This is a genomic window from Pseudomonas sp. TWI628, assembly GCF_039673865.1.
Classification (GTDB): domain Bacteria; phylum Pseudomonadota; class Gammaproteobacteria; order Pseudomonadales; family Pseudomonadaceae; genus Aquipseudomonas.
This window is the reverse complement of sequence record NZ_JBDJMM010000016.1, coordinates 131,127-153,934: the sequence shown is the minus strand read 5'-3', so window position 1 is coordinate 153,934 and position 22,808 is coordinate 131,127. Positions and strand designations below refer to the sequence as shown.

The window sequence follows — 22,808 nt, the reverse complement described above, 5'->3', positions numbered from 1 at the left end:
AAGCGGCCCCGGCAATTTAAGCAACAACCTTGAAATTGTGGGGCCGCTTCGCGGCCCATCGCCGGCAAGCGCGGCTCCCACAAGTACAGCGCAGGCCTGGAAGCCGGTGATAATCCCCTGGGAGCGGGCTTCAGTCCCGCTCCAGCACCCACTGCTGAGTACCGGCCGCCAATTGCGGAATTTCATCTGCCTGAGCAGTGTTCACCGCCTGGTAGATCGCCATCTTGTCGCCATCACGCTTGAAGATGAACGGCGCGCCACGCTGGTTACGCTCCAGCCACAGGCTGTCGTTGTTGCCACCCATGCTGGCGCAGTCGCCGGCCAGGCACAGGGCGAAACGGTCCGGGCCTGGCAGGCCGGTGACGTTGCCGGTATCGCTGAAGCGCACGGTTCCGCCTTTACCCTGGCCCTCGATGATCTTCCAGTCGCCACCGAGATAAGCCTGGTACAGCGCCTTCTCGAAGCTGCCGCCCAATGGAGCATTGCCCGGCTGCTTGGCGCGCACGAAGGTCTGCTCGGCACCGCTCTGGGTGGTGGCTTTCAGCTCATCGCCATCGAGTGCGAGCTGTTCGGTCTGGCCACCCGCGAAACTGGCCTGCCATTGTTTCTGGTTGGCGCTCAGCTGGCCGTCGGCAGCCTCGAAACCATTGCTGAAGCTGGCCTGCTGGTTGGCGACATCGAGCTTCCACTCGAACACCGGGCCATGCTCGTTCAGGGCCTGGCGCAGGCTGCCGCCTTTGCTGGCGGCTTTGATGGCGGCCTGGTTGATCCAGGTGCCGTTGAAATCTTCGGGTTTGTGGCTGGCGCAGCCGCCCAGAAGCAGGGCTGCCAGCGCGAGGGGCAGTGCTTGACGCATGACGGGATAACCTTGCAGAGAAGGGTGACGGGCAGGGCGCCCGTCACCAGGGGCATCATTCGATGACCAGGATGGCGTCCATTTCGACCTGGGAGCCTTTCGGCAGTGCAGCAACGCCGATGGCAGCGCGGGCTGGGTATGGCTGCTCGAAGTAGCGGCCCATCACCTCGTTGACCTTGGCGAAGTGGCTCAGGTCGGTGAGGAAGATGTTCAGCTTGACGATATCCTTGAACGAACCGCCAGCCGCTTCAGCCACGGCCTTGAGGTTCTCGAACACCTGTACGGTCTGGGCTTCGAAGCCTTCGACCAGTTCCATGGTCTTCGGGTCCAGCGGGATCTGGCCCGACATGTAGACGGTGTTGCCGGCCTTGATCGCCTGGGAGTAGGTGCCGATAGCGGCAGGGGCCTTGTCGCTGTTGATTACGGTCTTGCTCATGATGACTCCTTGCGGTTGGCGGACTACGTACGCATGCGGGTGATGCGGACCACGCCGGTCAAGGTACGCAGCTTCTTGATCACACGCGCCAGGTGCACACGGTCGTGCACGCTGACCACCAGTTGGACCACGCTGATACGGCCGTCGCGTTCGTCCATGCTGATCTTCTCGATGTTGCCGTCGGCAGCGTTGACGCTGCTGGCCAGCAAGGCGATGAGGCCGCGCTGGTGTTCAAGCTCGACACGCAGCTCGACGTTGAATTCGCCAGCGATGTCCTTGGCCCACGAGAGTTGTACGCATTTCTCTGGGTTGTGGCGGATTTCGCTGATGTTGCGGCAGTTTTCCAGGTGCACGACCATGCCCTTGCCCGCCGACAGGTGGCCGACGATCGGGTCGCCCGGGATTGGTGTGCAGCACTTGGCGTAGCTCAGTACCAGGCCTTCGGTGCCGCGGATCGCCAGCGGGCCTTCCGGCGCCGGCAGTTGTTCGCCTTCGGCCGACAGCAGGCGGCGGGCGACCACGTAGGCCATGCGGTTGCCCAGCCCGATGTCTTCGAGCAGGTCTTCGATCAGCTCCAGGCGGTACTCGGCGAGAATCGCCTGGATACGCTCTTGAGGGATCTTCTCGAGGCTACTGTCGAAGCCGGTCAGCACCTTGTTCAGCAGGCGTTCGCCGAGGCTGATCGACTCGGAGCGACGCTGCTGCTTGAGGGCGTGGCGAATGTGCGTGCGCGCTTTGCCGGTGACCACGAAATTGAGCCAGGCCGGGTTTGGCCGTGCGCCCGGGGCGCTGACGATTTCCACCGTCGAGCCGCTTTGCAGTGGTTCGGACAGCGGTGCCAGGCGGCGGTTGATCCGGCAGGCGATGCAGCTGTTGCCGACGTCGGTGTGCACCGCATAGGCGAAGTCGACGGCGGTGGAGCCTTTGGGCAGCTCCATGATCCGGCCTTTGGGCGTGAACACGTAGACCTCGTCCGGGAACAGGTCGATCTTCACGCTCTCGATGAACTCCAGCGAGTTGCCAGCACGCTGCTGCAGCTCGAGGATACCCTTGACCCACTGGCGCGCCCGGGCATGGCTGCCCTTGGGCTGCTCGTCCTCGTTGGACTTGTACAGCCAGTGCGCGGCGATGCCGTTGTTGGCCATCTCTTCCATCTCGCGGGTGCGGATCTGGATCTCGATGGGTACGCCGTGCATACCGAACAGCGTGGTGTGCAACGACTGGTAGCCGTTGGCCTTGGGGATCGCGATGTAATCCTTGAAGCGACCGGGCAGCGGCTTGTACAGGTTGTGCACGGCGCCGAGCACGCGGTAGCAGGTGTCGACCTTGTCGACGATGATGCGGAAGGCGTATACGTCCATGATCTCGTTGAAGGCGCGGCGCTTGCCACGCATCTTCTTGTAGATGCCATAGAGGTGTTTCTGCCGGCCGCTGACCTCGCCCTCGATGCCGTCGGCGGCCAGGCAGTTGGCCAGCGAGTGTTCGATCTTGGCGACGATCTCTTTGCGGTTGCCGCGTGCGCTCTTGACGGCCCGGTGGATCAGCGACGAACGCATCGGGTGCATGGCCTTGAAACCGAGGTCCTCGAACTCCACGCGCACGGTGTGCATGCCAAGGCGGTTGGCGATGGGGGCGTAGATCTCGAGGGTTTCCTTGGCGATGCGCCGGCGTTTTTCGCCAGACAGCACTTCAAGGGTACGCATGTTGTGCAGGCGGTCGGCCAGCTTGACCAGGATCACGCGGATATCGCGGGCCATGGCCATGGCCATCTTCTGGAAGTTTTCGGCCTGCGCCTCGGCCTTGGTCTCGAAGTTCATCTGGGTCAGCTTGCTGACCCCGTCGACCAGTTCGGCCACGGTCTCGCCAAACTGCTGGCAGAGGGCTTCCTTGGCGATGCCGGTGTCTTCGATCACGTCGTGCAGCATGGCCGCCATCAGGCTCTGATGGTCCATGTGCATGTCGGCGAGGATGCTGGCCACGGCCAGCGGATGGGTCACGTAGGGCTCGCCGCTGCGGCGGCGCTGCCCATCGTGTGCCTGCTCGGCATAGAAATAGGCGCGCCGAACCAGGTTGACCTGTTCAGGGCCCAGATAGGTCGACAGCCGTTCGGCTAAGGCTTCTATGCCCGGCATGGGGTTACCTCCTGCCGAGGATAAGGGCCTTGCGCCGTGCGACGTCGACCAGGCATCAATCAGACAGCCTCGTTGGACTCGTCCTCGAACGCGGCGAAGACCGGATCCTCGGTGACGATCTCTTCAGCGGCGATGAATTCGTTGGTGACGATGCCTTCGGCGATTTCACGCAGGGCAACGACGGTTGGTTTGTCGTTTTCCCATGCAACGCGCGGCTCTTTGCCACCGGTGGCCAGCTGGCGGGCGCGCTTGGTCGAGAGCATGACCAGCTCAAAACGGTTATCCACGTGTTCCAGGCAGTCTTCAACAGTTACGCGGGCCATGGTCTTCCTCAGTAGCAAATGCGGTGGGCGTGCAGCCCAATATGGGCAGGCGGACTCGATAGTTTAAAAAATCACCAGCCAATAGGGAAGCGCTGTTTTGTCGGCTGCTTCGCCAGGCCTGCCCTGTGGGAGCGGCTTCAGCCGCGAAAGGGCCGCAGCAGACACCCTCGATGCATGCTCCTGACGATAACCTCAGAGCATCGCATCCCGCAACCGCGGCGTCAGCTCCTCGAACAAGGTCTGCACCGAACGCAGCGCCCGGCAATCGGGCCGGGTCAGCAGCCACAACTGGGTATCGCATCCGGGCAACGGCCCGCTCAACGCATCCACCCCCGGCAAGGCATCGACCATATAGTCCGGCAGTGCCGCCACGCCCAGCCCGGTGCTCACCAGTTGGGCGATGGTCGACATGCTGCTGCACTGGTAGCGCGGGCTCAACCCCGGGTACTGCTGGTTGCGCCAGACCACGGTGGGGTGGTCCTGCATCGAGTCGTCCGGGGCGATCCACGGCACGCTGCTGGCCGATTCGTTCAGGCGCTCGCGCCACTGCGGCTGACCGCAGATCACATAGGAGGTGGAGCCCAGGCAACGCCCCACCAGATGCTCCGGCGGGGTGTTGGTCAGGCGCAGGGCGATGTCGGCATCGCGCCGGCTGAGGTTGGCGAAGGTATTGGACGTACCCATCTCCAGCGACAGCGCTGGGTAGTTCGGCATGAACGCGGCCAAGGCCGGCAGCAGCAGGCTGTGCATCACGGCTTCGGTGCAGGTCACGCGCACGGTGCCGCTGACCACCTGCTCACCGCTGGTCATGGCGATGCGTGCGGCCTCCAGCGCCTGCTCGGCACGCTCGGCCTGTTCTGCCAAGGCCTGGGCCGTGTCGGTCGGCAGGTAGCCTTTGCGACTTTTAACGAATAGCGCGGTGCCCAGCGCCGACTCCAGCCGGCGAATCGAGCGGAATACGGTCGAGACGTCGACCTTGAGCAGTTCGGCGGCCTTGGCCAGTGAGCGCCCGCGTTCCAGTGCCAGGACCAGAGAAAGGTCGGCGTGGGTAATCTGATATTGCATTGGTGCACGCTCTGCTTGCCAAATTGCCAATGTCTGTTGCGTCAGGGCCATTTTATAGTGAAACGGCCCCCGGGAATCAATGCGCCCGGTCGGGTAACCAATCCCCACGATGGGAAAGTGAAAAGAACAACAGCTGCAACCATCGTCGCCCGTGAGGCGCCAGCCGTATCCCCACATCGCCGCAGCAAATCATAGGATGTAAGCCATGACGTCGGTCACCCCGTGCGCCAGTACTTCCAGCGAGATGAATGACTTCCTTCAGGCCCATCCGGATACGCAGTACGTCGATCTGCTGATTTCCGATATGAACGGCGTGGTACGCGGCAAGCGCATCGAGCGCGCCAGCCTGCACAAGGTCTACGAAAAAGGCATCAACCTGCCGGCCTCCCTCTTCGCCCTGGACATCAACGGCTCGACCGTGGAAAGCACCGGCCTGGGCCTCGATATCGGCGACGCCGACCGCATCTGCTACCCGATTGCCGGTACGCTGTCCGACGAGCCGTGGCAGAAGCGCCCGACCGCGCAACTGCTGATGACCATGCACGAGCTCGACGGTGAGCCGTTCTTCGCCGACCCGCGCGAAGTGCTGCGCCAAGTGGTGAGCAAGTTCGACGCCATGGGCCTGGATATCTGCGCCGCGTTCGAGCTGGAGTTCTACCTGATCGATCAGGACAACCTCAACGGCCGGCCGCAACCGCCGCGTTCGCCGATTTCCGGCAAGCGCCCGCAGTCGACCCAGGTGTACCTGATCGACGACCTCGACGAATACGCCGACTGCCTGCAGGACATGCTCGAAGCGGCCAAGGAGCAAGGCCTGCCAGCCGATGCCATCGTCAAGGAAAGCGCCCCGGCGCAGTTCGAAGTCAACCTGCACCACGTTGCCGACCCGATGAAGGCCTGCGACTACGCGATCCTGCTCAAGCGCCTGATCAAGAACGTCGCCTACGACCATGAAATGGACACCACGTTCATGGCCAAGCCCTATCCGGGCCAGGCGGGTAACGGCCTGCACGTGCACATTTCGCTGCTGGACAAGAAAACCGGCAAGAACATCTTTGCCCATGAAGACCCGCTGCAAAGCGACGCCCTGCGCCACGCCATCGGCGGTGTGCTGGAGACCATGCCGGCGTCGATGGCCTTCCTGTGCCCGAACATCAACTCCTACCGCCGCTTCGGTGCGCAGTTCTATGTGCCGAACGCGCCGAGCTGGGGCCTGGACAACCGCACCGTAGCCGTGCGCGTACCGACCGACAGCAGCGACAACGTGCGTATCGAGCACCGCGTGGCCGGTGCCGATGCCAACCCGTACCTGATGCTGGCGGCCATCCTGGCCGGTATTCACCACGGCCTGACCAGCAAGATCGAGCCGGGTGCACCGATCGAAGGCAACTCGTACGAGCAGCTGGAGCAAAGCTTGCCGAACAACCTGCGCGACGCCCTGCGTGCGCTGGATGACAGCGAAGTCCTCAACCAATACATCAGCCCGGACTACATCGATATCTTCGTGGCCTGCAAGGAAAGTGAGCTGGCCGAATTCGAAGTTTCGATTTCCGACCTCGAGTACAACTGGTACCTGCACACGGTGTAAGCCCATGAGCGCAATTGCGGTCCCCTTGATCGGTATCAGCGCCTGCCGCCAGCAGGTGGGGAAGAACTCGTCGCACACGGTGGGCGACAAGTATGTGGAGGCCGCCGGTTTCGCCGGATTGCCACTGATTCTGCCGGCCCGCGACGGCGGCAGCGACACGCAGGCGCTGCTGGCCCAGCTTGACGGCATTGTTTTTACCGGCTCGCCTTCAAATATCGAGCCGCATCATTACAATGGCGCCGCCAGCGCCGAAGGGACCCGGCACGACCTTGCCCGCGACCGGCTGACCCTGCCGCTGCTGCAGGCGGCGATTGCCGCCGGTGTGCCGGTGTTCTGCATCTGCCGAGGTTTCCAGGAACTGAACGTGGCCCTGGGCGGCAGCCTGCACCAGCGTGTGCAGGAACTGCCCGGCTACATGGATCATCGTGAACCCGAGGATGCACCCCTTGAGGTGCAATATGGCCCTCGCCATCCCGTCAGCGTTGCGCCTGGCGGGTTGTTCGAGCGCCTGGGCCTGGCTGCGCAGTTTGAGGTCAACTCGCTGCACAGCCAGGGCATCGACCGCCTGGCCCCAGGCCTGCGGGTCGAGGCACGGGCCCCTGATGGCCTGATCGAAGCGGTGTCGATGCCTGACGCGCCGGGCTTTGTGCTTGGTGTGCAGTGGCACCCGGAATGGCGTTTCGCCGACAACCCGGTCTCCCGGAGCCTTTTCCAGGCGTTCCGCGAGGCCTGCATTGCCCATGCTGCACGGGAGGCCTGACCGCAAGTCAGCCAAAAGTACGGGATGACTCACCCCGGCAGCGCGCTTTCAATGAGTGGAAGCAGGCCCTGGGGACAGGGCCTGTGAAAACAATTCCAATAGTTACGGCAAAAACTCATGAGCAATTACACAGAAGCCGGCCGCCCACCCGACGTGGCCGACTCGGGCAGCACTCAGCGCAGCAAAGGCCTGGCCAAGGGCCGTCTTGGCCTGCTGGCCAGCGTGGTGCTGGGCATTTCCACCATTGCCCCGGTCTACACCCTGACCGGTGCCCTTGGCCCGACCGTACGTGAGGTCGGTGCTCATCTTCCCGCCGTGTTCATCGTCGGCTTCCTGCCGATGTTGCTGGTTGCCCTGGGCTACCGCGAGCTGAATTCGGCCGAGCCGGACAGCGGCACTTCGTTTACCTGGTCGGCCCGTGCCTTCGGCCCGATGATCGGCTGGATCGGCGGCTGGGGGCTGGTGGTTGCCACCACCATCGTGCTGTCCAACCTGGCGGGCGTTGCCGTCGACTTCTTCTATCTGTTCCTCAGTCAGATCACCGGCCAGCATGAGCTGGCGGCGCTGGCCGACAACCTGTTGATCAACATCACCACCTGTTGCGTGTTCATCGCCATGGCGGTGTGGATCTGCTGCCGTGGCATGGCTACCACCATGACCGTGCAGTACGGGCTGGTGGCGCTGCAGCTGTTGGTACTGCTTGGCTTTGCCTTCGCGGCCTTTGGCAGCACCACCGCTCCACCGCCACTGGAGTTCGATTTCGCCTGGTTCAACCCGTTCGGTGTCGAGTCGTTCTCGGCCTTTGCTGCGGGGCTTTCGCTATCGATCTTCATCTTCTGGGGCTGGGACGTTTGCCTGACCGTCAGTGAAGAGTCGATCGGCAGTGACGAGGTGCCGGGCAAGGCGGCCACCTGGACCGTGCTGCTGATCCTTGGCCTGTACCTGGTCACTGCCATCGCCACCCTGCAGTTCGCCGGCATCAGCGAGCAAGGCCTGGGGCTGAACAACCCGCGCATCCAGGAAAACGTGTTCGCCCACCTGGCCGGTCCGGTGATGGGGCCGTTGGCGATCCTGATGTCGATCGCCGTGCTGGCGAGCACAGCAGCGTCGCTGCAGTCGACCTTCGTGTCGCCGGCGCGCACACTGTTGGCCATGGGTTACTACGGCGCGGTGCCGCAGAAATTCGCCAGCGTCTGCCCACGTTCGCAGACCCCGCGTTACGCGACCATCTGCGCCGGTGTGGCGGCGGGCCTGTTCTACGTGACCATGCGTACCCTCAGCGAGAACGTGCTGGCTGACACCATCACGGCGCTGGGCATGATGATCTGCTTCTACTATTCGCTGACGGCGTTCGCCTGTGTCTGGTACTTCCGCGACAGCCTGTTCGGCAGCGTGCGCCACTTCTTCATGCGTGGCCTGTGCCCGCTGGTGGGTGGGGTGATCCTGTCGGTGATCTTTGTGCGCACAGCCATCGACAGTGCCTCGCCGGACTTCGGCAGTGGCTCGCATGTGGCGGGGCTGGGGTTGGTGTTCGTGATTGCGGCGATCATTTCGGCACTGGGGATCGTGCTGATGATGATTTCGCGGATGCGTGCGCCGGCTTACTTCCTGGGGGCGACCCTGCGTCAGCAGGCCACCCTGCCACTGCAGGAGTAATGCAAAGGGGCCGCAAAGCGGCCCCGTTCGGTCTGTCAGGCGAGCAGTTCTTGCAGCAACCCGCTGTAGCGCTGCTGCTGCTTCTTCAGCCGCAAGCGGTTGGCCACGAACACCGCCTTCAATTCTTCCAGCGCCACGTCGAAGTCGTCGTTGATGATGACGTACTCGTACTCGTCGTAGTGCTCCATCTCGCTGACGGCTTCCTTCATGCGCCCGGCGATGATCGCTTCGCTGTCCTGGCCACGGCCATCCAGACGCTCGCGCAGGGCCTGCCGGCTCGGCGGCAGGATGAACACCGAGCGTGCCTCGGGCATCAACTTGCGCACCTGCTGGGCGCCTTGCCAGTCGATTTCCAGGATCAGGTCATTGCCCCGGTCCAGCACCTCTTGCAGCGTGCTGCGCGAAGTCCCGTAGAAATTGCCGAACACTTCGGCGTGCTCGAGGAAGTCACCCTTGGTGATCAGCCCCTTGAAGTCGTCATGGCTGACGAAGTGGTAGTTCACGCCGTGCTCTTCACCCGGGCGCATGGCGCGGGTGGTGTGCGAGACCGAGACGCTGACGCGTGGGTCGGCCTTGATCAGGGCGGTGACCAGGCTGGTCTTGCCAGCGCCGGACGGGGCCGAAACGATGTAGAGGGTGCCGCTGCTTTGATTCATGGTCGGGGTGGCCTTACTCGATGTTCTGTACTTGTTCACGCATCTGTTCGATCAACACCTTGAGGTTGACCGCCGCTTGCGTGCTGCGTGGGTCGAAGGCCTTGGAGCCCAAGGTGTTGGCTTCGCGGTTGAGTTCCTGCATCAGGAAGTCCAGGCGCCGGCCGGCGGCACCGCCGGACTTGAGCACTCGGCGCACTTCGTTGACGTGGGTGCTGAGGCGGTCGAGTTCCTCGGCGACGTCGCTCTTCTGCGCCAACAGTACCATCTCCTGCTCCAGGCGCTGCGGGTCGAGCTCGGCCTTCAGGTCACCGAAACGGTCGATGATTTTCTGCCGTTGGGTGGCGAGCATCTGCGGCACCAGGGCGCGCAGGGTGGTGACCTCGGTGGTCATGTTGTCCAGGCGCTCGTTGATCAGCCGGGCCAGCTCCTGGCCTTCGCGCAGGCGCCCGGCCTTGAGTTCGGCCAGGGCTTCGTCGAACAGCGCCACGGCTTCGGCGTTCAGGGCCTGGGGGTCAGTGGCGTCGGCCACCAGCACGCCCGGCCAGGACAGCACTTCCAGCGGGTTCAGCGCGGCCGGCTGCTTGATCAGCCCGGCCACCTCTTCGGCAGCGGCGACCAGCTGCGCGGCGCGCTCGCGGTCGACCTTGAGCGGCTTGCCATTGCTGTCTTCGTGCAGGCGCAGGGTGCATTCGACCTTGCCGCGTGAGAGGCCCTGGCGCAGGCCCTCACGTACCGCGCCTTCAAGGTCGCGCAGGGCGTCTGGCAGGCGCAGGTGAGGTTCAAGGTAACGGTGGTTGACCGAGCGCAGTTCCCAGACCAGGGTGCCTTGGCTGCCTGCGCGTTCGACACGAGCAAAAGCGGTCATGCTGTGCACCATGGGAAGTACCTCGCGTTAATGAATTGAAGGCGCGCGATTGTAGCGCAGTGCGCACGTGGCGCCCAATCCGCCCATGTTACAGAGCACGTGCCCGCGAGTGGGAAAAGGCGACAGGCTGCCGGGAGCGCGACAATAGGCATGTCCTCCGTGGGCGACGAGCTCTATAATGGCGGGCAGATTCAAAGTCCCAGTACAGGTATCCCAGATGAAACGTCCAAGTGGTCGCGCCGCCGATCAGCTCCGCTCGATCCGCATCACCCGCAACTACACCAAGCACGCCGAAGGGTCGGTACTGGTCGAGTTCGGTGACACCAAGGTCATCTGCACGGTCAGCGTCGAAAACGGCGTACCGCGCTTCCTCAAAGGCCAGGGCCAAGGCTGGCTGACTGCCGAGTACGGCATGCTGCCGCGTTCCACCGGCGAGCGTAACCAGCGCGAAGCCAGCCGTGGCAAGCAAGGTGGCCGCACCCTGGAAATCCAGCGTCTGATCGGCCGTTCGCTGCGCGCCGCACTGGACATGAGCAAACTCGGTGACATTACCCTGTACATCGACTGCGACGTGATCCAGGCCGATGGCGGTACCCGCACCGCATCGATCACTGGCGCCATGGTCGCCCTGTGCGATGCCCTGGCGGTGATCAAGAAGCGCGGCGGCCTGAAGGCCGGCAACCCGCTCAAGCACATGATCGCTGCCGTATCGGTGGGCATGTACCAGGGCGAAGCGGTACTCGACCTGGACTACCTGGAAGACTCCGCAGCAGAAACCGACCTCAACGTGGTCATGACCAGCGCCGGTGGTTTCATCGAAGTGCAGGGCACCGCCGAAGGCGCACCGTTCCAGCCTGAAGACTTCAACGCCATGCTGGCGCTGGCGCAAAAGGGCATGAACGAAATTTTCGAACTGCAGCAGGCCGCACTGGCCGACTGATCCCGGCCAGGGAGGTGAGGGGCATGAACGATTCCGAACTGTCGGTCACCCCGCCCAATGCCGAAGTCCGGCAATGGGCGATGTTCTGTCACCTCTCCGCGCTGCTAGGCCTGGTGGTGCCCCTCGGGCACCTGCTGGGCCCGTTGGTGCTGTGGCACCTCAAGCGCGAGCAGGACCCCTTCATCGATGCCCAAGGCAAGGAAGCGCTGAACTTCCAGATCAACGTGACCATTGCCGGGTTCATCTGTAGCGCCCTGATGTTCGTGGTCATCGGCTTCGTGCTGTTCCCGGTGCTGATGCTGGCGGTACTGATCCTGATCATCCTGGCGGCGGTCAGGGCCAATGAAGGCAAGGCGTATCGCTACCCCTTCATCTGGCGACCGATCCAATAAAAAAGGGCCGCTTTCGCGGCCCTTTTTCTTAGATGGTCAACGTCCAGTCATAGTCGACAATCAGCGGCGCATGTTGCGAGAAGCGCGGCTGACGCGGCAGGCGGGCGTTGCGCACGAAGCGGCGCAGGCCCGGGGTAAGGATCTGGTAGTCGAACCGGTAGCCCAGGTTGAGCATCTCGGCCTGCTCGTTGTCCGGCCACCAGCTGTACTGGTCGCCTTCACGGCTGACTTCGCGCAAGGCATCGACATAGCCCATGTCGCCGGTGATCGCATCCATCCACGCCCGCTCTGGCGGCAGGAAGCCCGGCGACTGCTGGCTGTCACGCCAGTTCTTGATATCGAGCTTCTGCTGCGCCACGTAGAACGAGCCGCAATAGATGTACTCACGACGCTTGCGACGCTGTTTGTCCAGGTACTTGGCGAAGTCGTCCATCAACTTGAACTTCTGGTTCAAGTCTTCGTCACCGTTCATACCCGAAGGCAGCAGCAGGCTGGCAATACTGACTTTGTCGAAATCTGCTTGCAGATAACGCCCGTAGCGATCGGCTGTCTCGAAACCCAGGCCGGTGATGACTGCCTTGGGCTGCATGCGCGAGTACAGTGCCACGCCACCTTGGGCGGGTACCTCCGCGTCGCAGGCATAAAGGAAATAGCCATCGAGCTGGAAAGCTGGGTCGTCGAGTTCAAAGGCCGAGGCGCGGGTATCCTGAAGGCAGATGACGTCGGCATTCTGGGCTTGCAGCCAGCTGAGCAATCCACGCTCGGCCGCAGCCTGAATGCCATTCACGTTCACACTGATGATCCGCATAAATGGCCCCAAAAATCTCGTGCGTGTATGATACCCGAGCTCAACCCATTTAGCTAAATCCGTGGTGTCCGGGACCTTACATGCAGCCGTATCAGCGCGACTTCATCCGTTTTGCCATCGATCGCGGCGTGCTGCGCTTCGGTGAATTCACCCTGAAATCGGGGCGTACCAGCCCGTATTTCTTCAATGCCGGCCTGTTCAACACCGGTTCCGCCCTTGCGCAACTGGGCCGTTGCTACGCGGCAGCCATCGTCGACAGCAAGATCCCGTTCGACGTGCTGTTCGGCCCGGCCTACAAGGGGATCCCCCTGGCGGCAACCACTGCCGTGGCTCTGGCCGATCAGCATCAGCTCGATGTGCCTTGGTGCTTCAACCGCAAGGAAGCCAAGGATCACGGCGAAGGCGGTAGCCTGGTGGGCGCGCCGCTGGCCGGTGATGTGCTGATCATCGACGACGTGATCACTGCCGGTACCGCGATTCGTGAAGTGATGCAGATCATCAATGCCCAGCAGGCCAAGGCCGCTGGCGTGCTGATCGCGCTGAACCGCGAAGAGCGTGGTAATGGCGAGCTGTCGGCGATCCAGGAAGTGGAGCGCGACTTTGGCATTCCGGTGGTCAGCATCGTTTCGCTGACCCAGGTGCTGGAGTTCCTGGCAGACGACCCGCAGCTCAAGCAGCATCTGCCGGCTGTCGAGGCTTACCGGGCGCAATACGGGATCTGATCCTGGCTTGGTAATGAAAAAGGCGACCCATCGGGTCGCCTTTTTCGTTTCTGCTGCCGGGCAGATTAAGCGTGACGCTTGCGGTTGGTGATCAGGGTGCCGACGCCGCTGTCGGTGAAGATCTCCAGCAGCACCGCGTTCGGCACGCGGCCGTCGACGATGTGTGAGCTGTTGACGCCGCCCTGGACCGCTTCCAGCGCGCACTTGATTTTCGGCAGCATGCCGCCGTAGATGGTGCCGTCGGCGATCAGCTCATTGACCTGCTCGGTGGTCAGGCCGGTCAGGACCTGGCCCTGCTTGTCCATCAGGCCGGCGATGTTGGTCAGCAGCATCAGCTTCTCAGCCTTCAGCGCTTCAGCAACCTTGCCCGCCACCAGGTCGGCGTTGATGTTGTACGACTCACCGTTGGCGCCCACGCCAATTGGCGCGATCACCGGGATGAAGTCGCCTTTCACCAGCATGTTCAGCAGGTCGGTGTTGACGCTGACCACTTCGCCGACGTGACCGATGTCGATGATTTCCGGCTGGGTCATCTCTGGGGTCTGGCGGCTGACGGTGAGCTTCTTCGCACGAATCAGCTCGGCGTCCTTGCCAGTCAGGCCGATGGCGCTGCCGCCGTGGCGGTTGATCAGGTTGACGATGTCCTTGTTGACCTGGCCGCCGAGGACCATTTCCACCACGTCCATGGTCGCGGCGTCGGTGACGCGCATGCCATCGATGAAGTGGCTCTCGATCGACAGGCGCTTGAGCAGGTCGCCGATCTGCGGGCCGCCACCGTGCACGACTACCGGGTTGATGCCTACGGCCTTCATCAGCACGATGTCACGGGCAAAGCCGGTCTTGAGCTCTTCGCTCTCCATCGCGTTGCCGCCGTACTTGATCACCAGGGTCTTGCCGACAAAGCGGCGAATGTAAGGCAGTGCTTCGGACAAAACCTCGGCTACATGGGAAGCGGCATCGCGATCGAGGGTCATGCAGGGCTCCTGTAAGGAACAGATAGTCGGTCAGAACGGCAGTTGCAGATCAGGGGCTACCCGCAGCAACTGGGCACGGAAAACATCCTTGATACGTTGCAACTCGGCGGCGCTTTCAGCCTCGAAACGCAGCACCAGCACCGGTGTGGTGTTGGAAGCGCGGACCAGGCCCCAGCCGCTGGCGTAGTCGACCCGCACACCGTCGATGGTGGTCAGGTTGGCTTCGCCCCAGTCGGCGTCGCGTTGCAGTGCATCAATGATGCTGAATTTACCCTCGTCGGTCACATCAATATTGATTTCCGGCGTGGAAATATCGTTCGGGAAGGCGGCGAACAGGTCTTCGGCGTTCTGCGAGGCCTTGCTGAGGATCTCCAGCAGGCGTGCGGCGCTGTAGATGCCGTCGTCGAAACCGTACCAGCGTTCCTTGATGAAGATATGCCCGCTCATCTCGCCAGCCAGCAGCGAGCCGGTCTGTTTCATCTTCTTCTTGATCAGCGAGTGGCCGGTTTTCCACATCAGGGCGCGGCCACCGTGCTGTTCGATCAGCGGGGTCAGGCGGCGAGTGCATTTGACGTCGAAGATGATCTCGGCGCCCGGGTTGCGTTCCAGCACGTCCAGGGCGAACAGCATCAGCAGGCGATCAGGGTAGACGATGTTGCCGGTATTGGTTACCACGCCCACGCGGTCACCGTCGCCGTCGAAGGCCAGGCCGATGTCGGCACCGGTTTCCTTGACCTTGGCGATCAGGTCTTCGAGGTTTTCCGGCTTGCCCGGGTCCGGGTGGTGGTTGGGGAAGTTGCCGTCCACCTCGCAGAACAGCGGGATGACTTCGCAGCCCAGGGCTTCGATCAGCTGCGGCGCGACCACACCGGCGGCGCCGTTGCCGCAATCGACCACGACCTTGAGCTTCTTCGCCAGCTTCACGTCGGCAACGATCTGCTGGAAGTAGCGATCAAGGATCTCGACCTTTTGCACGCTGCCTTCGCCGCTCGGCACGTCGTTGGTCTTCAGGCGGGTCAGCAGGGCCTGGATCTGCTCGTTGGCCAAGGTGTCACCCGCGATGACGATCTTGAAGCCGTTGTAGTCCGACGGGTTGTGGCTGCCGGTGAGCATCACGCCTGACTTGCCGGCCAGCACGTTGGCGGCGTAGTACAGGGCAGGGGTCGGTACCAGGCCGACGTCGCTGACCTGGCAACCGGCATCGACCAGGCCTTTGATCAACTGCTCGACCAGCATCGGGCCGGACAGGCGGCCATCGCGGCCAACGGAAATCTGCGGTTCGCCCTGGGCGATGGTCTGCGCGCCGATGGCGCGGCCGATCCAGTAGGCGGTTTCGCCGTGCAGGGTCTTGCCGACCACGCCACGGATGTCATAGGCGCGGAAGATGCTTTCCGGCAGTGCCGGGACCAGGTGGGCCATGTCGTTCATCTCGGGAAACTCCATTAGTCAAAGGCTTTCTGGGCAGGCGCAAACTGAACGCTTGGACGGTTGAATCGCCAGAGAGTTCGCCATCCTTGGCCTGAACGGTTATTGGTCGGCTCAGTGGCTACCGGAATGGCCGAAGCCGCCCGTGCCGCGCTGGCTCTCGTCGAAGGTCTCGACGATGTCGAAATGTGCTTGTACCACAGGTACCAGGACAAGTTGAGCGATGCGCTCGCCAACGGCGATGGTGAACGGCGTGTTGCCACGGTTCCAGCACGACACCATCAGCTCGCCCTGGTAGTCCGAGTCGATCAGGCCGACCAGGTTGCCAAGCACGATGCCGTGTTTGTGGCCCAGGCCCGAGCGCGGCAGGATCATGGCCGCCAGGCCCGGGTCGCCGATGTAGATCGACAGGCCGGTCGGGATCAGCAGGGTCTGGCCCGGCTCGAGGACGGTGTCCTCTTTCAGCAGGGCGCGCAGGTCGAGGCCGGCGGAGCCCGGGGTGGCGTATTGCGGCAGCGGGAATTCGCTGCCCAGGCGTGGGTCGAGGATCTTGGCTTGAAGAGCGTGCATGTAACTTATTGAACCTGATTGAGCCGTTCGGCGATGAAGGCGACCAGTTGCCGGGCGATCTTGCCCTTGCTGGTCTGCGCGAAGAGAGTCTGGTGCTGCTGGCGGTCGATCACGGTCAGGGCGTTCTCCTCGCTGTTGAAGCCGATGCTGGGGTTGGCCACATCATTGGCGACGATCAGGTCGAGGTTCTTGTCCTTGAGCTTGCGCGTGGCGTAATCGAGCAAGTGTTCGGTCTCGGCGGCGAAGCCGACGCTGAACGGGCGGTCGGCGCGGCCAGCGAGGGTGGCAAGGATATCGGGATTGCGCACCATCTGCAGCAGCATGCCGTCGCCGGTCGTAGGATCCTTCTTGAGCTTTTGCGGGGCGACCACCTCCGGGCGGTAGTCCGCGACCGCTGCGGAAGCAATGAACAGGTCGCACGGCATGGCGGCTTCACAGGCTGCGAGCATGTCCCGCGCGCTGACTACGTCGATACGCTGAACGCGATCGGGCGTCTGCAGGTGCACAGGGCCGGTGACGAGGGTCACCCGAGCACCGGCTTCGGCGGCGGCTTCGGCCAGGGCGAAGCCCATCTTGCCGGAGCTATGATTGGTGATGTAGCGCACCGGGTCGATGTTTTCCTGGGTCGGGCCGGCGGTAATCAGCACGTGTTTGCCGGTCAGCGCCTGGCGCTTGAAGCTTTCTGCGGCGCACCAGGCCAGGTCGGTGGCTTCGAGCATGCGGCCCAGGCCCACGTCGCCACAGGCCTGGCTGCCGGAGGCCGGGCCGAACACCTGGATGCCGCGGCTCTTGAGCAGGTCAAGGTTGGCCTGGGTGGCCGGGTCGCGCCACATCGCCTGGTTCATCGCCGGGGCCACGGCCACGGTGGCGTCGGTGGCCAGCACCAGGGTGGTCAGCAGGTCGTCGGCCATGCCCTGGGCCAGGCGCGCCATGAGGTCGGCGGTGGCCGGGGCGATCAGCACCAGGTCGGCCCACTTGGCCAGTTCGATGTGGCCCATGGCCGCTTCGGCGGCAGGGTCGAGCAGATCCATGTGCACCGGGTGGCCGGACAGCGCCTGCAGGGTCAGCGGGGTGATGAATTCGGCACCACCACGGGTCATGACGACGCGCACCTGCGCGCCGTGCTCCAGGAGTCGGCGAATCAGCTCGGCACTTTTGTAGGCGGCAATGCCACCTCCGACGCCGAGAACGATGCGCTTGCGATACAGCCGCTGCATAGGCTTGCCTTTTTCCAGTGAGAGCGGGCGGCGACGTTTGCAAATGCCTGCGGCAGAACGTCGCATGTACGAGGCGAAATAGATTAACACAGGGCCGAAACGGGCCGCAGCAGGGGCAGGGGAGCGGGGATGAATATCAGGGAGTGGCCGGCTGAAGAGCGGCCGAGGGAGAAATTGTTGCGGCGTGGGGCGGCGGTGCTGTCGGATGCCGAGTTATTGGCCGTATTGCTGGGCTCGGGGGTTGCCGGGTGCAATGTGCTGGATCTGGCTCGGGGGCTTCTGGCGCGCTTTGGTGGGCTCCGGCCGTTTCTTGAGGCTGACCGCGAGGCCGTGCTGCTTGAGCCAGGGCTGGGGCCGGTGAAATATGCGCAGTTGCAGGCGTTGCTGGAGATTGGCAGGCGTTATCTGGACGAGTCCATCGAACGCAAGCCGGTTCTGGAGAGCCCGGCGTCAGTGCGGCGATACCTGAAATCCATGTTGCGTCATGAATCCAGTGAGGTGTTCGGCTGCTTGTTTCTGGATTCCAAGCACCGGCCACTGGCGTTCGAGATCCTGTTCAGGGGCACGATAGACCGAGCGAGCGTCTACCCGCGAGAAGTGGTGCGTCGGGCGCTGCAACACAACGCGGCGGCGCTGATCCTGTGTCACAACCACCCTTCGGGCAACAGTGAGCCGAGCCAGGATGATGTGCACCTGACGCTGTCGCTGAAACGGGGGTTGGCGCTGATCGATGTGCGGGTGCTGGACCACATCATCATTGGCGACGGGGAGCCGCTGTCGATGGTCGAGCAGGGGTGGATTGTGGCTTAGGTCTTCGTATTTGCCCTTTCGCGGGTCAAACCCCTCCCACAGGGACCGCGATACCTGTGGGAGCGGGTTGACCCGCGAAGAGGCCGGAACAGGTTTACTTGCTCGCCGACACCTTGCTGAAATCCAACCGCCCGAACGGACTCACCTGGTACCCCTCGACCCCTTGGCGCAGCAGCGTCGCCGCCGTCGGATGCGCCAGCGGCACCCACAGCGCCTGCTGCTGGATCAAGGTCTGCGCCTGCTGGTACAGCCGGCTGCGCACGCTCTGGTCGTTGGTGGTACGCCCGGCGCTGATCAGCTGGTCCAGGCGGGTGTCGCAGAAGCGCGCGAAGTTGGTCCCCGACTGCACCGCCGCGCAGGAAAACTGCGGGCTGAGGAAGTTGTCCGGGTCGCCGTTATCGCCGGCCCAGCCCATGAACAGCAAATCATGCTCGCCAGCTTTGGCCCGGCGGATCAGCTCGCCCCACTCGATCACGCGGATCTCGGCCTTGATGCCGATCTTCGCCAGGTCGGCCTGGAGCATCTGTGCGCCCAGGCTCGGGTTGGGGTTGAGCAGGCTGCCCGACGGCCGGGTCCAGATGGTCGTGCTGAAGCCATCAGCCAGGCCGGCCTTGGCCAGCAACGCCTTGGCCTTGGCCAGGTTCAGCGGGTAGCCAGGCAGGTCCTTGGCGTAGCTCCATGTATTGGGCGGGTAGGGGCCGTTGGCGGCGGTGGCGGTGTCTTCGAACACCGCCTTGAGGTAGCCCTGCTTGTCAAAGGCCAGGTTGATCGCCTGGCGCACTTCAGGCTTGTCCAGCGGCGGGTGCTCGCTGTTGATGGCGACAAAGGCGGTCATGAACGCCGGGGTGGTGGCGACCTTGAGATTGCCGTCCTTGCCAGCTTCGGCGATGTCCACCGGCTTGGGCGACAGGGCCACCTGGCATTCGTTGCGCTTGAGCTTCTGCAGGCGCACGTTGGCGTCGGTGGTGATGGCGAAGATCAGCGGGTCGACCGCCGGCTTGCCGTCGAAGTAATCCGGGTTGGCGCGATAACGCACCACGGCATCCTTCTGGAAGCGCTGGAAGACGAACGGGCCGGTGCCGATCGGTTGGCTGTTGAGCTTCTCCGGGGTGCCATCCTTCATCAGCTTGTCGGCGTACTCGGCCGAGTAGATCGAGGCGAAGCCCATGCTCAGGGTGGCCAGGAAGGTGGCGTCGGCGTGGGACAGGGTAAAGCGCACGGTGTTCGGCTCGGGCGCCTCGATCGACTCGATCAGTTTGTCCAGCTGCAGCGACTGGGCATGTGGGTAGCCGCCCGGGGCAGTCTTGTGCCAGGCGTGGGCGGGGTAGAGCATGCGCTGGAAGCTGAACAGCACGTCGTCGGCGTTCAGTTCGCGGGTAGGCTTGAAGTATGGCGTGGTGTGGAACTTCACCCCGTCACGCAGCTTGAAGTCGTAGGTCAGGCCATCGGGCGACACCGTCCAGCTCTGCGCCAGGCTCGGCACCACCTTGCCCTGGCCCGCGTCAAACTCGACCAGGCGGTTCATCAGCACGTCGGCAGAGGCGTTGGTGGTGGTCAGCGAGTTGTACTGGACCACGTCGAAGCCTTCGGGGCTGGCCTCGGTGCAGACGCTCAGCGGGGCGGCCTGGGCAACGCCCGCGGCGAACAGGGAGGTGAACAATAAGGAAAGGGCGGCAGCACGCATCGTGGCTCCTTGGCTGGTCTATGGCCCATCTGCCGGCGCAGTCTGGAAACGTCCTACCCTAGTGCGCGTTTTCGGAAATGACCACCTTCTTTTTCAGCCGCTTGGCGACGAGCGGTCGACAGTGCGGCGGGCGAGTCGCTATGCTGCTCTCGCGCAATTTGCAGCACACGAATGCTCATCTTCTGTTGTTGCGGCGTAGTCTTTCTGGTATAAAGCAGCGCTCTTTTCTAGGGGCTCGGCCTGTCGCATCAGCGAATCCGGTCGGTAAGACCTCCAGAATCACGGCGCCTGGCGCCAAAGACTGAGAGATTAAGCGGCCAACCCATGCCGGGTTGGGCATGTGGTTTTAGAGGGCTGAGTCATGTCGAGAGTCTGTCAAGTTACTGGTAAGGGTCCAGTAACCGGGAACAACATTTCCCACGCAAACAACAAAACCCGTCGTCGTTTCCTGCCGAACCTGCAGCACCACCGTTTCTGGGTTGAATCCGAGAAGCGTTTCGTGCGTCTGCGCGTATCCGCCAAAGGCATGCGTATCATTGACAAGCGCGGCATCGACGCCGTTCTGGTTGATATCCGTAAAGCTGGCGCCAAGGTTTAAGGGAGAACATCATGCGTGAATTGATCCGTCTGGTTTCGAGTGCCGGTACCGGCCACTTCTACACCACCGACAAGAACAAGCGCACCACCCCGGACAAAATCGAGATCAAGAAATATGATCCGGTTGTTCGCAAGCACGTGGTGTACAAGGAAGCCAAGATCAAGTAATTGATCGGCGACCTGAAAAAAACCCGCATCCGAGAGGACGCGGGTTTTTTTATGCCTGTTCGGGGCTCAGGTCATTTTTGCTCGAACATCACATAGATCTTGCGGCACGGTTCCAGCACCTCCCAGGTGCCCTTGAAGCCTGCCGGGATGACAAACCGATCGCCGGTACGCAGGGTCTTGGCTCCGCCATCCTGGTCGCGCAGTACCGAAACGCCCTGCACGATCTCGCAATATTCGTGCTCGGTGTAGTTCACCGTCCACTGCCCCACCTCGCCTTCCCAGACGCCCGCGGCAAACTGCCCGCATGGGCTGGAATAGTGGTTGTAGACAGCCTGGTCCGGCTCGCCCTTGAGGATTTTTTCCGCCGCCGGGCGGTAGCGTTCGGCCTCGGTGAGAACCTGGGCGAAATCGATGATGCTCTTGATGCTCATAGCGGGCTCCTGCGTGTTAAAAAAAATGGACGTAAGTAGCTTTTTTCTCTTTTAGCGTCAATTATATTGATAGTCTACCCTAGCTGGTTTAGGGTGTCGGCAATCTGTTGGCCTTCATCTCGACAGAATTTTCAGCAGTACCTGTAACTCCTCGGTACGGTACTGCTCCTAACAAGAGGAGGAGTTTCGTATGACCACCCTGACCCGTGCGGACTGGGAACAACGTGCCCAGCAACTGAAGATCGAAGGCCGCGCCTTCATCAACGGCGAATACACCGACGCCGCATCCGGTGAAACATTCGACTGCCTGAGCCCGGTCGACGGACGCTTCCTGGCCAAGGTCGCCAGCTGCGACCTGGCCGACGCCAACCGCGCCGTGGAAAACGCCCGTGCTACTTTCGATTCCGGCGTCTGGTCGCAGCTGGCCCCGGCCAAGCGCAAGGCCAAGCTGATCCGCTTCGCCGACCTGCTGCGTAAAAACGTGGAAGAGCTGGCGCTGCTGGAAACCCTGGACATGGGCAAGCCGATCGGCGACTCCTCCAGCATCGACATTCCGGGCGCGGCGCAAGCCATTCACTGGACTGCCGAAGCCATCGACAAAGTCTACGACGAAGTCGCCCCGACCCCGCACGACCAGCTCGGCCTGGTCACCCGTGAGCCGGTTGGCGTGGTCGGTGCCATCGTACCGTGGAACTTCCCGCTGCTGATGGCCTGCTGGAAGCTCGGCCCGGCCCTTGCCACCGGTAACTCGGTGGTGCTCAAACCGTCCGAAAAATCCCCGCTGACCGCCATCCGCATCGCCCAGCTGGCGATCGAAGCCGGTATCCCGGCGGGTGTGCTGAACGTGCTGCCAGGCTACGGCCACACCGTGGGCAAGGCCCTGGCCCTGCACATGGACGTCGACACCCTGGTGTTCACCGGTTCCACCAAGATCGCCAAGCAGCTGATGGTTTACGCGGGCGAATCGAACATGAAGCGCATCTGGCTGGAAGCCGGTGGCAAAAGCCCGAACATCGTCTTCGCCGACGCCCCGGACCTGCAAGCTGCTGCTGAAGCGGCCGCCAGCGCCATTGCCTTCAACCAGGGCGAAGTGTGCACCGCTGGGTCCCGTCTGCTGGTCGAGCGTTCGATCAAGGACAAGTTCCTGCCGATGGTGGTCGAGGCCCTCAAAGGCTGGAAGCCAGGCAACCCGCTGGACCCACAGACCACCGTCGGTGCTCTGGTCGACACTCAGCAGATGAACACCGTACTGTCGTACATCGACGCCGGCCACAAGGACGGCGCCAAGCTGCTGGCCGGTGGCAAGCGCACCCTGGAAGAGACCGGCGGCACCTACGTCGAGCCGACCATCTTCGATGGCGTGACCAACGCCATGCGCATCGCCCAGGAAGAAATCTTCGGCCCAGTGCTGTCGGTGATCGCCTTCGACACCGCCGAAGAAGCCATCGCCATCGCCAACGACACCCCGTATGGCCTGGCCGCCGGCATCTGGACCTCGGACATCTCCAAGGCCCACAAGACCGCCCGTGCCGTGCGCGCTGGCAGCGTCTGGGTCAACCAGTACGACGGCGGCGACATGACCGCACCGTTCGGCGGCTTCAAGCAGTCGGGCAACGGCCGTGACAAGTCGCTGCACGCACTGGAGAAGTACACCGAGCTGAAAGCGACCTGGATCAAGCTGTAAATCCAGTGGGGGCCGCATTGCGGCCCCAACAATAGCCGGGGCGGCTCAA

23 protein-coding genes and 1 pseudogene are annotated in these 22,808 nt (G+C 62.9%); 10 read left to right on the top strand and 14 right to left on the bottom strand.

What is annotated here, in order from left to right:
* Positions 1–130: 130 nt before the first annotated feature.
* The 5 genes from ABE528_RS14705 to ABE528_RS14685 all read right to left on the bottom strand — a co-directional run bounded on the left by ABE528_RS14705 (position 131) and on the right by ABE528_RS14685 (position 4,812).
* Positions 131–856: a hypothetical protein gene (locus ABE528_RS14705; protein ID WP_152959029.1), complete on the bottom strand. Its 726-nt coding sequence runs from the start codon at positions 854–856 to the stop codon at positions 131–133.
* 55 nt (positions 857–911) lie between these two features.
* Positions 912–1,292 (bottom strand): RidA family protein, encoded by a 381-nt coding sequence (locus ABE528_RS14700; RefSeq protein ID WP_003253379.1) that lies wholly within the window; start codon positions 1,290–1,292, stop codon positions 912–914.
* Positions 1,293–1,315: 23 nt separating this feature from the next.
* Positions 1,316–3,424 carry a bifunctional GTP diphosphokinase/guanosine-3',5'-bis pyrophosphate 3'-pyrophosphohydrolase gene (gene spoT, locus ABE528_RS14695; RefSeq protein ID WP_103448468.1) on the bottom strand — a complete coding sequence of 703 codons (2,109 nt, stop codon included), beginning with the start codon at positions 3,422–3,424 and terminating at the stop codon, positions 1,316–1,318.
* A gap of 59 nt (positions 3,425–3,483) precedes the next feature.
* A complete protein-coding gene (gene rpoZ, locus ABE528_RS14690) occupies positions 3,484–3,747 on the bottom strand; it encodes a DNA-directed RNA polymerase subunit omega (protein WP_012312123.1) in 264 nt (87 codons plus the stop codon).
* A gap of 192 nt (positions 3,748–3,939) precedes the next feature.
* On the bottom strand, positions 3,940–4,812 hold the full coding sequence (locus ABE528_RS14685; protein WP_060507695.1) for a LysR family transcriptional regulator: 873 nt from the start codon (positions 4,810–4,812) through the stop codon (positions 3,940–3,942).
* 205 nt (positions 4,813–5,017) lie between these two features.
* On the opposite strand from ABE528_RS14685, the gene ABE528_RS14680 reads away from it, so the two are divergent.
* The 3 genes from ABE528_RS14680 to ABE528_RS14670 all read left to right on the top strand — a co-directional run bounded on the left by ABE528_RS14680 (position 5,018) and on the right by ABE528_RS14670 (position 8,816).
* Positions 5,018–6,400 carry a glutamine synthetase family protein gene (locus tag ABE528_RS14680; protein ID WP_152959030.1) on the top strand — a complete coding sequence of 461 codons (1,383 nt, stop codon included), beginning with the start codon at positions 5,018–5,020 and terminating at the stop codon, positions 6,398–6,400.
* Positions 6,401–6,404: 4 nt separating this feature from the next.
* A complete protein-coding gene (locus tag ABE528_RS14675; protein ID WP_152959031.1) occupies positions 6,405–7,160 on the top strand; it encodes a gamma-glutamyl-gamma-aminobutyrate hydrolase family protein in 756 nt (251 codons plus the stop codon).
* 117 nt (positions 7,161–7,277) lie between these two features.
* Positions 7,278–8,816, top strand: a complete 1,539-nt coding sequence (locus ABE528_RS14670; RefSeq protein ID WP_346653340.1) for an APC family permease — start codon at positions 7,278–7,280, stop codon at positions 8,814–8,816.
* 35 nt (positions 8,817–8,851) lie between these two features.
* Here the strand turns inward: ABE528_RS14670 and gmk are convergent, their stop codons facing one another.
* Both gmk and ABE528_RS14660 read right to left on the bottom strand, forming a co-directional pair.
* Entirely contained in the window at positions 8,852–9,472 is a 621-nt protein-coding gene (gene gmk, locus ABE528_RS14665) for a guanylate kinase (protein WP_346653339.1), read from the bottom strand.
* Between the two features lie 13 nt (positions 9,473–9,485).
* Positions 9,486–10,349 carry a YicC/YloC family endoribonuclease gene (locus ABE528_RS14660; RefSeq protein WP_152959034.1) on the bottom strand — a complete coding sequence of 288 codons (864 nt, stop codon included), beginning with the start codon at positions 10,347–10,349 and terminating at the stop codon, positions 9,486–9,488.
* A gap of 205 nt (positions 10,350–10,554) precedes the next feature.
* Between ABE528_RS14660 and rph the strand changes: the two genes are divergently transcribed.
* Complete coding sequence (gene rph / locus ABE528_RS14655; RefSeq protein ID WP_085621521.1) at positions 10,555–11,277, top strand: ribonuclease PH; 723 nt, start codon at positions 10,555–10,557, stop codon at positions 11,275–11,277.
* A 23-nt stretch (positions 11,278–11,300) separates the two neighbouring features.
* Positions 11,301–11,669, top strand: a complete 369-nt coding sequence (locus ABE528_RS14650; protein ID WP_152959035.1) for a DUF4870 domain-containing protein — start codon at positions 11,301–11,303, stop codon at positions 11,667–11,669.
* A gap of 28 nt (positions 11,670–11,697) precedes the next feature.
* On the opposite strand, the gene ABE528_RS14645 is transcribed toward ABE528_RS14650, so the two are convergent.
* Positions 11,698–12,477: an exodeoxyribonuclease III gene (locus ABE528_RS14645; protein ID WP_008091582.1), complete on the bottom strand. Its 780-nt coding sequence runs from the start codon at positions 12,475–12,477 to the stop codon at positions 11,698–11,700.
* 80 nt (positions 12,478–12,557) lie between these two features.
* On the opposite strand from ABE528_RS14645, the gene pyrE reads away from it, so the two are divergent.
* On the top strand, positions 12,558–13,199 hold the full coding sequence (gene pyrE, locus ABE528_RS14640) for an orotate phosphoribosyltransferase (RefSeq protein ID WP_008091580.1): 642 nt from the start codon (positions 12,558–12,560) through the stop codon (positions 13,197–13,199).
* A gap of 65 nt (positions 13,200–13,264) precedes the next feature.
* Here pyrE and argB read toward each other — a convergent pair whose 3' ends face one another.
* The 4 genes and pseudogenes from argB to coaBC all read right to left on the bottom strand — a co-directional run bounded on the left by argB (position 13,265) and on the right by coaBC (position 17,385).
* Positions 13,265–14,173, bottom strand: coding sequence for an acetylglutamate kinase (gene argB, locus ABE528_RS14635; protein ID WP_103448477.1), 909 nt, complete (start codon positions 14,171–14,173; stop codon positions 13,265–13,267).
* Between the two features lie 30 nt (positions 14,174–14,203).
* A pseudogene (locus ABE528_RS14630) lies at positions 14,204–15,571 on the bottom strand (phosphomannomutase/phosphoglucomutase); the annotation flags it as partial.
* 141 nt (positions 15,572–15,712) lie between these two features.
* Complete coding sequence (gene dut / locus ABE528_RS14625) at positions 15,713–16,168, bottom strand: dUTP diphosphatase (protein WP_152959037.1); 456 nt, start codon at positions 16,166–16,168, stop codon at positions 15,713–15,715.
* A gap of 5 nt (positions 16,169–16,173) precedes the next feature.
* Positions 16,174–17,385 carry a bifunctional phosphopantothenoylcysteine decarboxylase/phosphopantothenate--cysteine ligase CoaBC gene (coaBC, locus tag ABE528_RS14620; RefSeq protein WP_054886763.1) on the bottom strand — a complete coding sequence of 404 codons (1,212 nt, stop codon included), beginning with the start codon at positions 17,383–17,385 and terminating at the stop codon, positions 16,174–16,176.
* A gap of 129 nt (positions 17,386–17,514) precedes the next feature.
* Here coaBC and radC point away from each other — a divergent pair, with 129 nt between their 5' ends.
* Positions 17,515–18,195, top strand: coding sequence for a DNA repair protein RadC (gene radC, locus ABE528_RS14615; protein ID WP_346653338.1), 681 nt, complete (start codon positions 17,515–17,517; stop codon positions 18,193–18,195).
* Positions 18,196–18,289: 94 nt separating this feature from the next.
* Here the strand turns inward: radC and ABE528_RS14610 are convergent, their stop codons facing one another.
* Positions 18,290–19,879, bottom strand: a complete 1,590-nt coding sequence (locus ABE528_RS14610; protein WP_346653337.1) for an ABC transporter substrate-binding protein — start codon at positions 19,877–19,879, stop codon at positions 18,290–18,292.
* Between the two features lie 361 nt (positions 19,880–20,240).
* Here ABE528_RS14610 and rpmB point away from each other — a divergent pair, with 361 nt between their 5' ends.
* Both rpmB and rpmG read left to right on the top strand, forming a co-directional pair.
* Entirely contained in the window at positions 20,241–20,477 is a 237-nt protein-coding gene (gene rpmB / locus ABE528_RS14605) for a 50S ribosomal protein L28 (protein ID WP_003253504.1), read from the top strand.
* An 11-nt stretch (positions 20,478–20,488) separates the two neighbouring features.
* Positions 20,489–20,644 carry a 50S ribosomal protein L33 gene (rpmG, locus tag ABE528_RS14600; protein WP_003253507.1) on the top strand — a complete coding sequence of 52 codons (156 nt, stop codon included), beginning with the start codon at positions 20,489–20,491 and terminating at the stop codon, positions 20,642–20,644.
* A gap of 71 nt (positions 20,645–20,715) precedes the next feature.
* Here the strand turns inward: rpmG and ABE528_RS14595 are convergent, their stop codons facing one another.
* Positions 20,716–21,075, bottom strand: a complete 360-nt coding sequence (locus ABE528_RS14595; protein WP_152959040.1) for a cupin domain-containing protein — start codon at positions 21,073–21,075, stop codon at positions 20,716–20,718.
* A gap of 190 nt (positions 21,076–21,265) precedes the next feature.
* Between ABE528_RS14595 and ABE528_RS14590 the strand changes: the two genes are divergently transcribed.
* Complete coding sequence (locus ABE528_RS14590) at positions 21,266–22,759, top strand: aldehyde dehydrogenase (RefSeq protein ID WP_060507675.1); 1,494 nt, start codon at positions 21,266–21,268, stop codon at positions 22,757–22,759.
* Positions 22,760–22,808 lie beyond the last annotated feature (49 nt).

Excerpts from the sequence above, each read along its gene's own strand:
- ABE528_RS14705 (WP_152959029.1), bottom strand. The coding sequence starts at position 856 with ATGCGTCAAGCACTGCCCCTCGCGCTGGCAGCCCTGCTTCTGGGCGGC.
- ABE528_RS14700 (WP_003253379.1), bottom strand. The coding sequence starts at position 1,292 with ATGAGCAAGACCGTAATCAACAGCGACAAGGCCCCTGCCGCTATCGGC.
- spoT (WP_103448468.1), bottom strand. The coding sequence starts at position 3,424 with ATGCCGGGCATAGAAGCCTTAGCCGAACGGCTGTCGACCTATCTGGGC.
- rpoZ (WP_012312123.1), bottom strand. The coding sequence starts at position 3,747 with ATGGCCCGCGTAACTGTTGAAGACTGCCTGGAACACGTGGATAACCGT.
- ABE528_RS14685 (WP_060507695.1), bottom strand. The coding sequence starts at position 4,812 with ATGCAATATCAGATTACCCACGCCGACCTTTCTCTGGTCCTGGCACTG.
- ABE528_RS14680 (WP_152959030.1), top strand. The coding sequence starts at position 5,018 with ATGACGTCGGTCACCCCGTGCGCCAGTACTTCCAGCGAGATGAATGAC.
- ABE528_RS14675 (WP_152959031.1), top strand. The coding sequence starts at position 6,405 with ATGAGCGCAATTGCGGTCCCCTTGATCGGTATCAGCGCCTGCCGCCAG.
- ABE528_RS14670 (WP_346653340.1), top strand. The coding sequence starts at position 7,278 with ATGAGCAATTACACAGAAGCCGGCCGCCCACCCGACGTGGCCGACTCG.
- gmk (WP_346653339.1), bottom strand. The coding sequence starts at position 9,472 with ATGAATCAAAGCAGCGGCACCCTCTACATCGTTTCGGCCCCGTCCGGC.
- ABE528_RS14660 (WP_152959034.1), bottom strand. The coding sequence starts at position 10,349 with ATGGTGCACAGCATGACCGCTTTTGCTCGTGTCGAACGCGCAGGCAGC.
- rph (WP_085621521.1), top strand. The coding sequence starts at position 10,555 with ATGAAACGTCCAAGTGGTCGCGCCGCCGATCAGCTCCGCTCGATCCGC.
- ABE528_RS14650 (WP_152959035.1), top strand. The coding sequence starts at position 11,301 with ATGAACGATTCCGAACTGTCGGTCACCCCGCCCAATGCCGAAGTCCGG.
- ABE528_RS14645 (WP_008091582.1), bottom strand. The coding sequence starts at position 12,477 with ATGCGGATCATCAGTGTGAACGTGAATGGCATTCAGGCTGCGGCCGAG.
- pyrE (WP_008091580.1), top strand. The coding sequence starts at position 12,558 with ATGCAGCCGTATCAGCGCGACTTCATCCGTTTTGCCATCGATCGCGGC.
- argB (WP_103448477.1), bottom strand. The coding sequence starts at position 14,173 with ATGACCCTCGATCGCGATGCCGCTTCCCATGTAGCCGAGGTTTTGTCC.
- dut (WP_152959037.1), bottom strand. The coding sequence starts at position 16,168 with ATGCACGCTCTTCAAGCCAAGATCCTCGACCCACGCCTGGGCAGCGAA.
- coaBC (WP_054886763.1), bottom strand. The coding sequence starts at position 17,385 with ATGCAGCGGCTGTATCGCAAGCGCATCGTTCTCGGCGTCGGAGGTGGC.
- radC (WP_346653338.1), top strand. The coding sequence starts at position 17,515 with ATGAATATCAGGGAGTGGCCGGCTGAAGAGCGGCCGAGGGAGAAATTG.
- ABE528_RS14610 (WP_346653337.1), bottom strand. The coding sequence starts at position 19,879 with ATGCGTGCTGCCGCCCTTTCCTTATTGTTCACCTCCCTGTTCGCCGCG.
- rpmB (WP_003253504.1), top strand. The coding sequence starts at position 20,241 with ATGTCGAGAGTCTGTCAAGTTACTGGTAAGGGTCCAGTAACCGGGAAC.
- rpmG (WP_003253507.1), top strand. The coding sequence starts at position 20,489 with ATGCGTGAATTGATCCGTCTGGTTTCGAGTGCCGGTACCGGCCACTTC.
- ABE528_RS14595 (WP_152959040.1), bottom strand. The coding sequence starts at position 21,075 with ATGAGCATCAAGAGCATCATCGATTTCGCCCAGGTTCTCACCGAGGCC.
- ABE528_RS14590 (WP_060507675.1), top strand. The coding sequence starts at position 21,266 with ATGACCACCCTGACCCGTGCGGACTGGGAACAACGTGCCCAGCAACTG.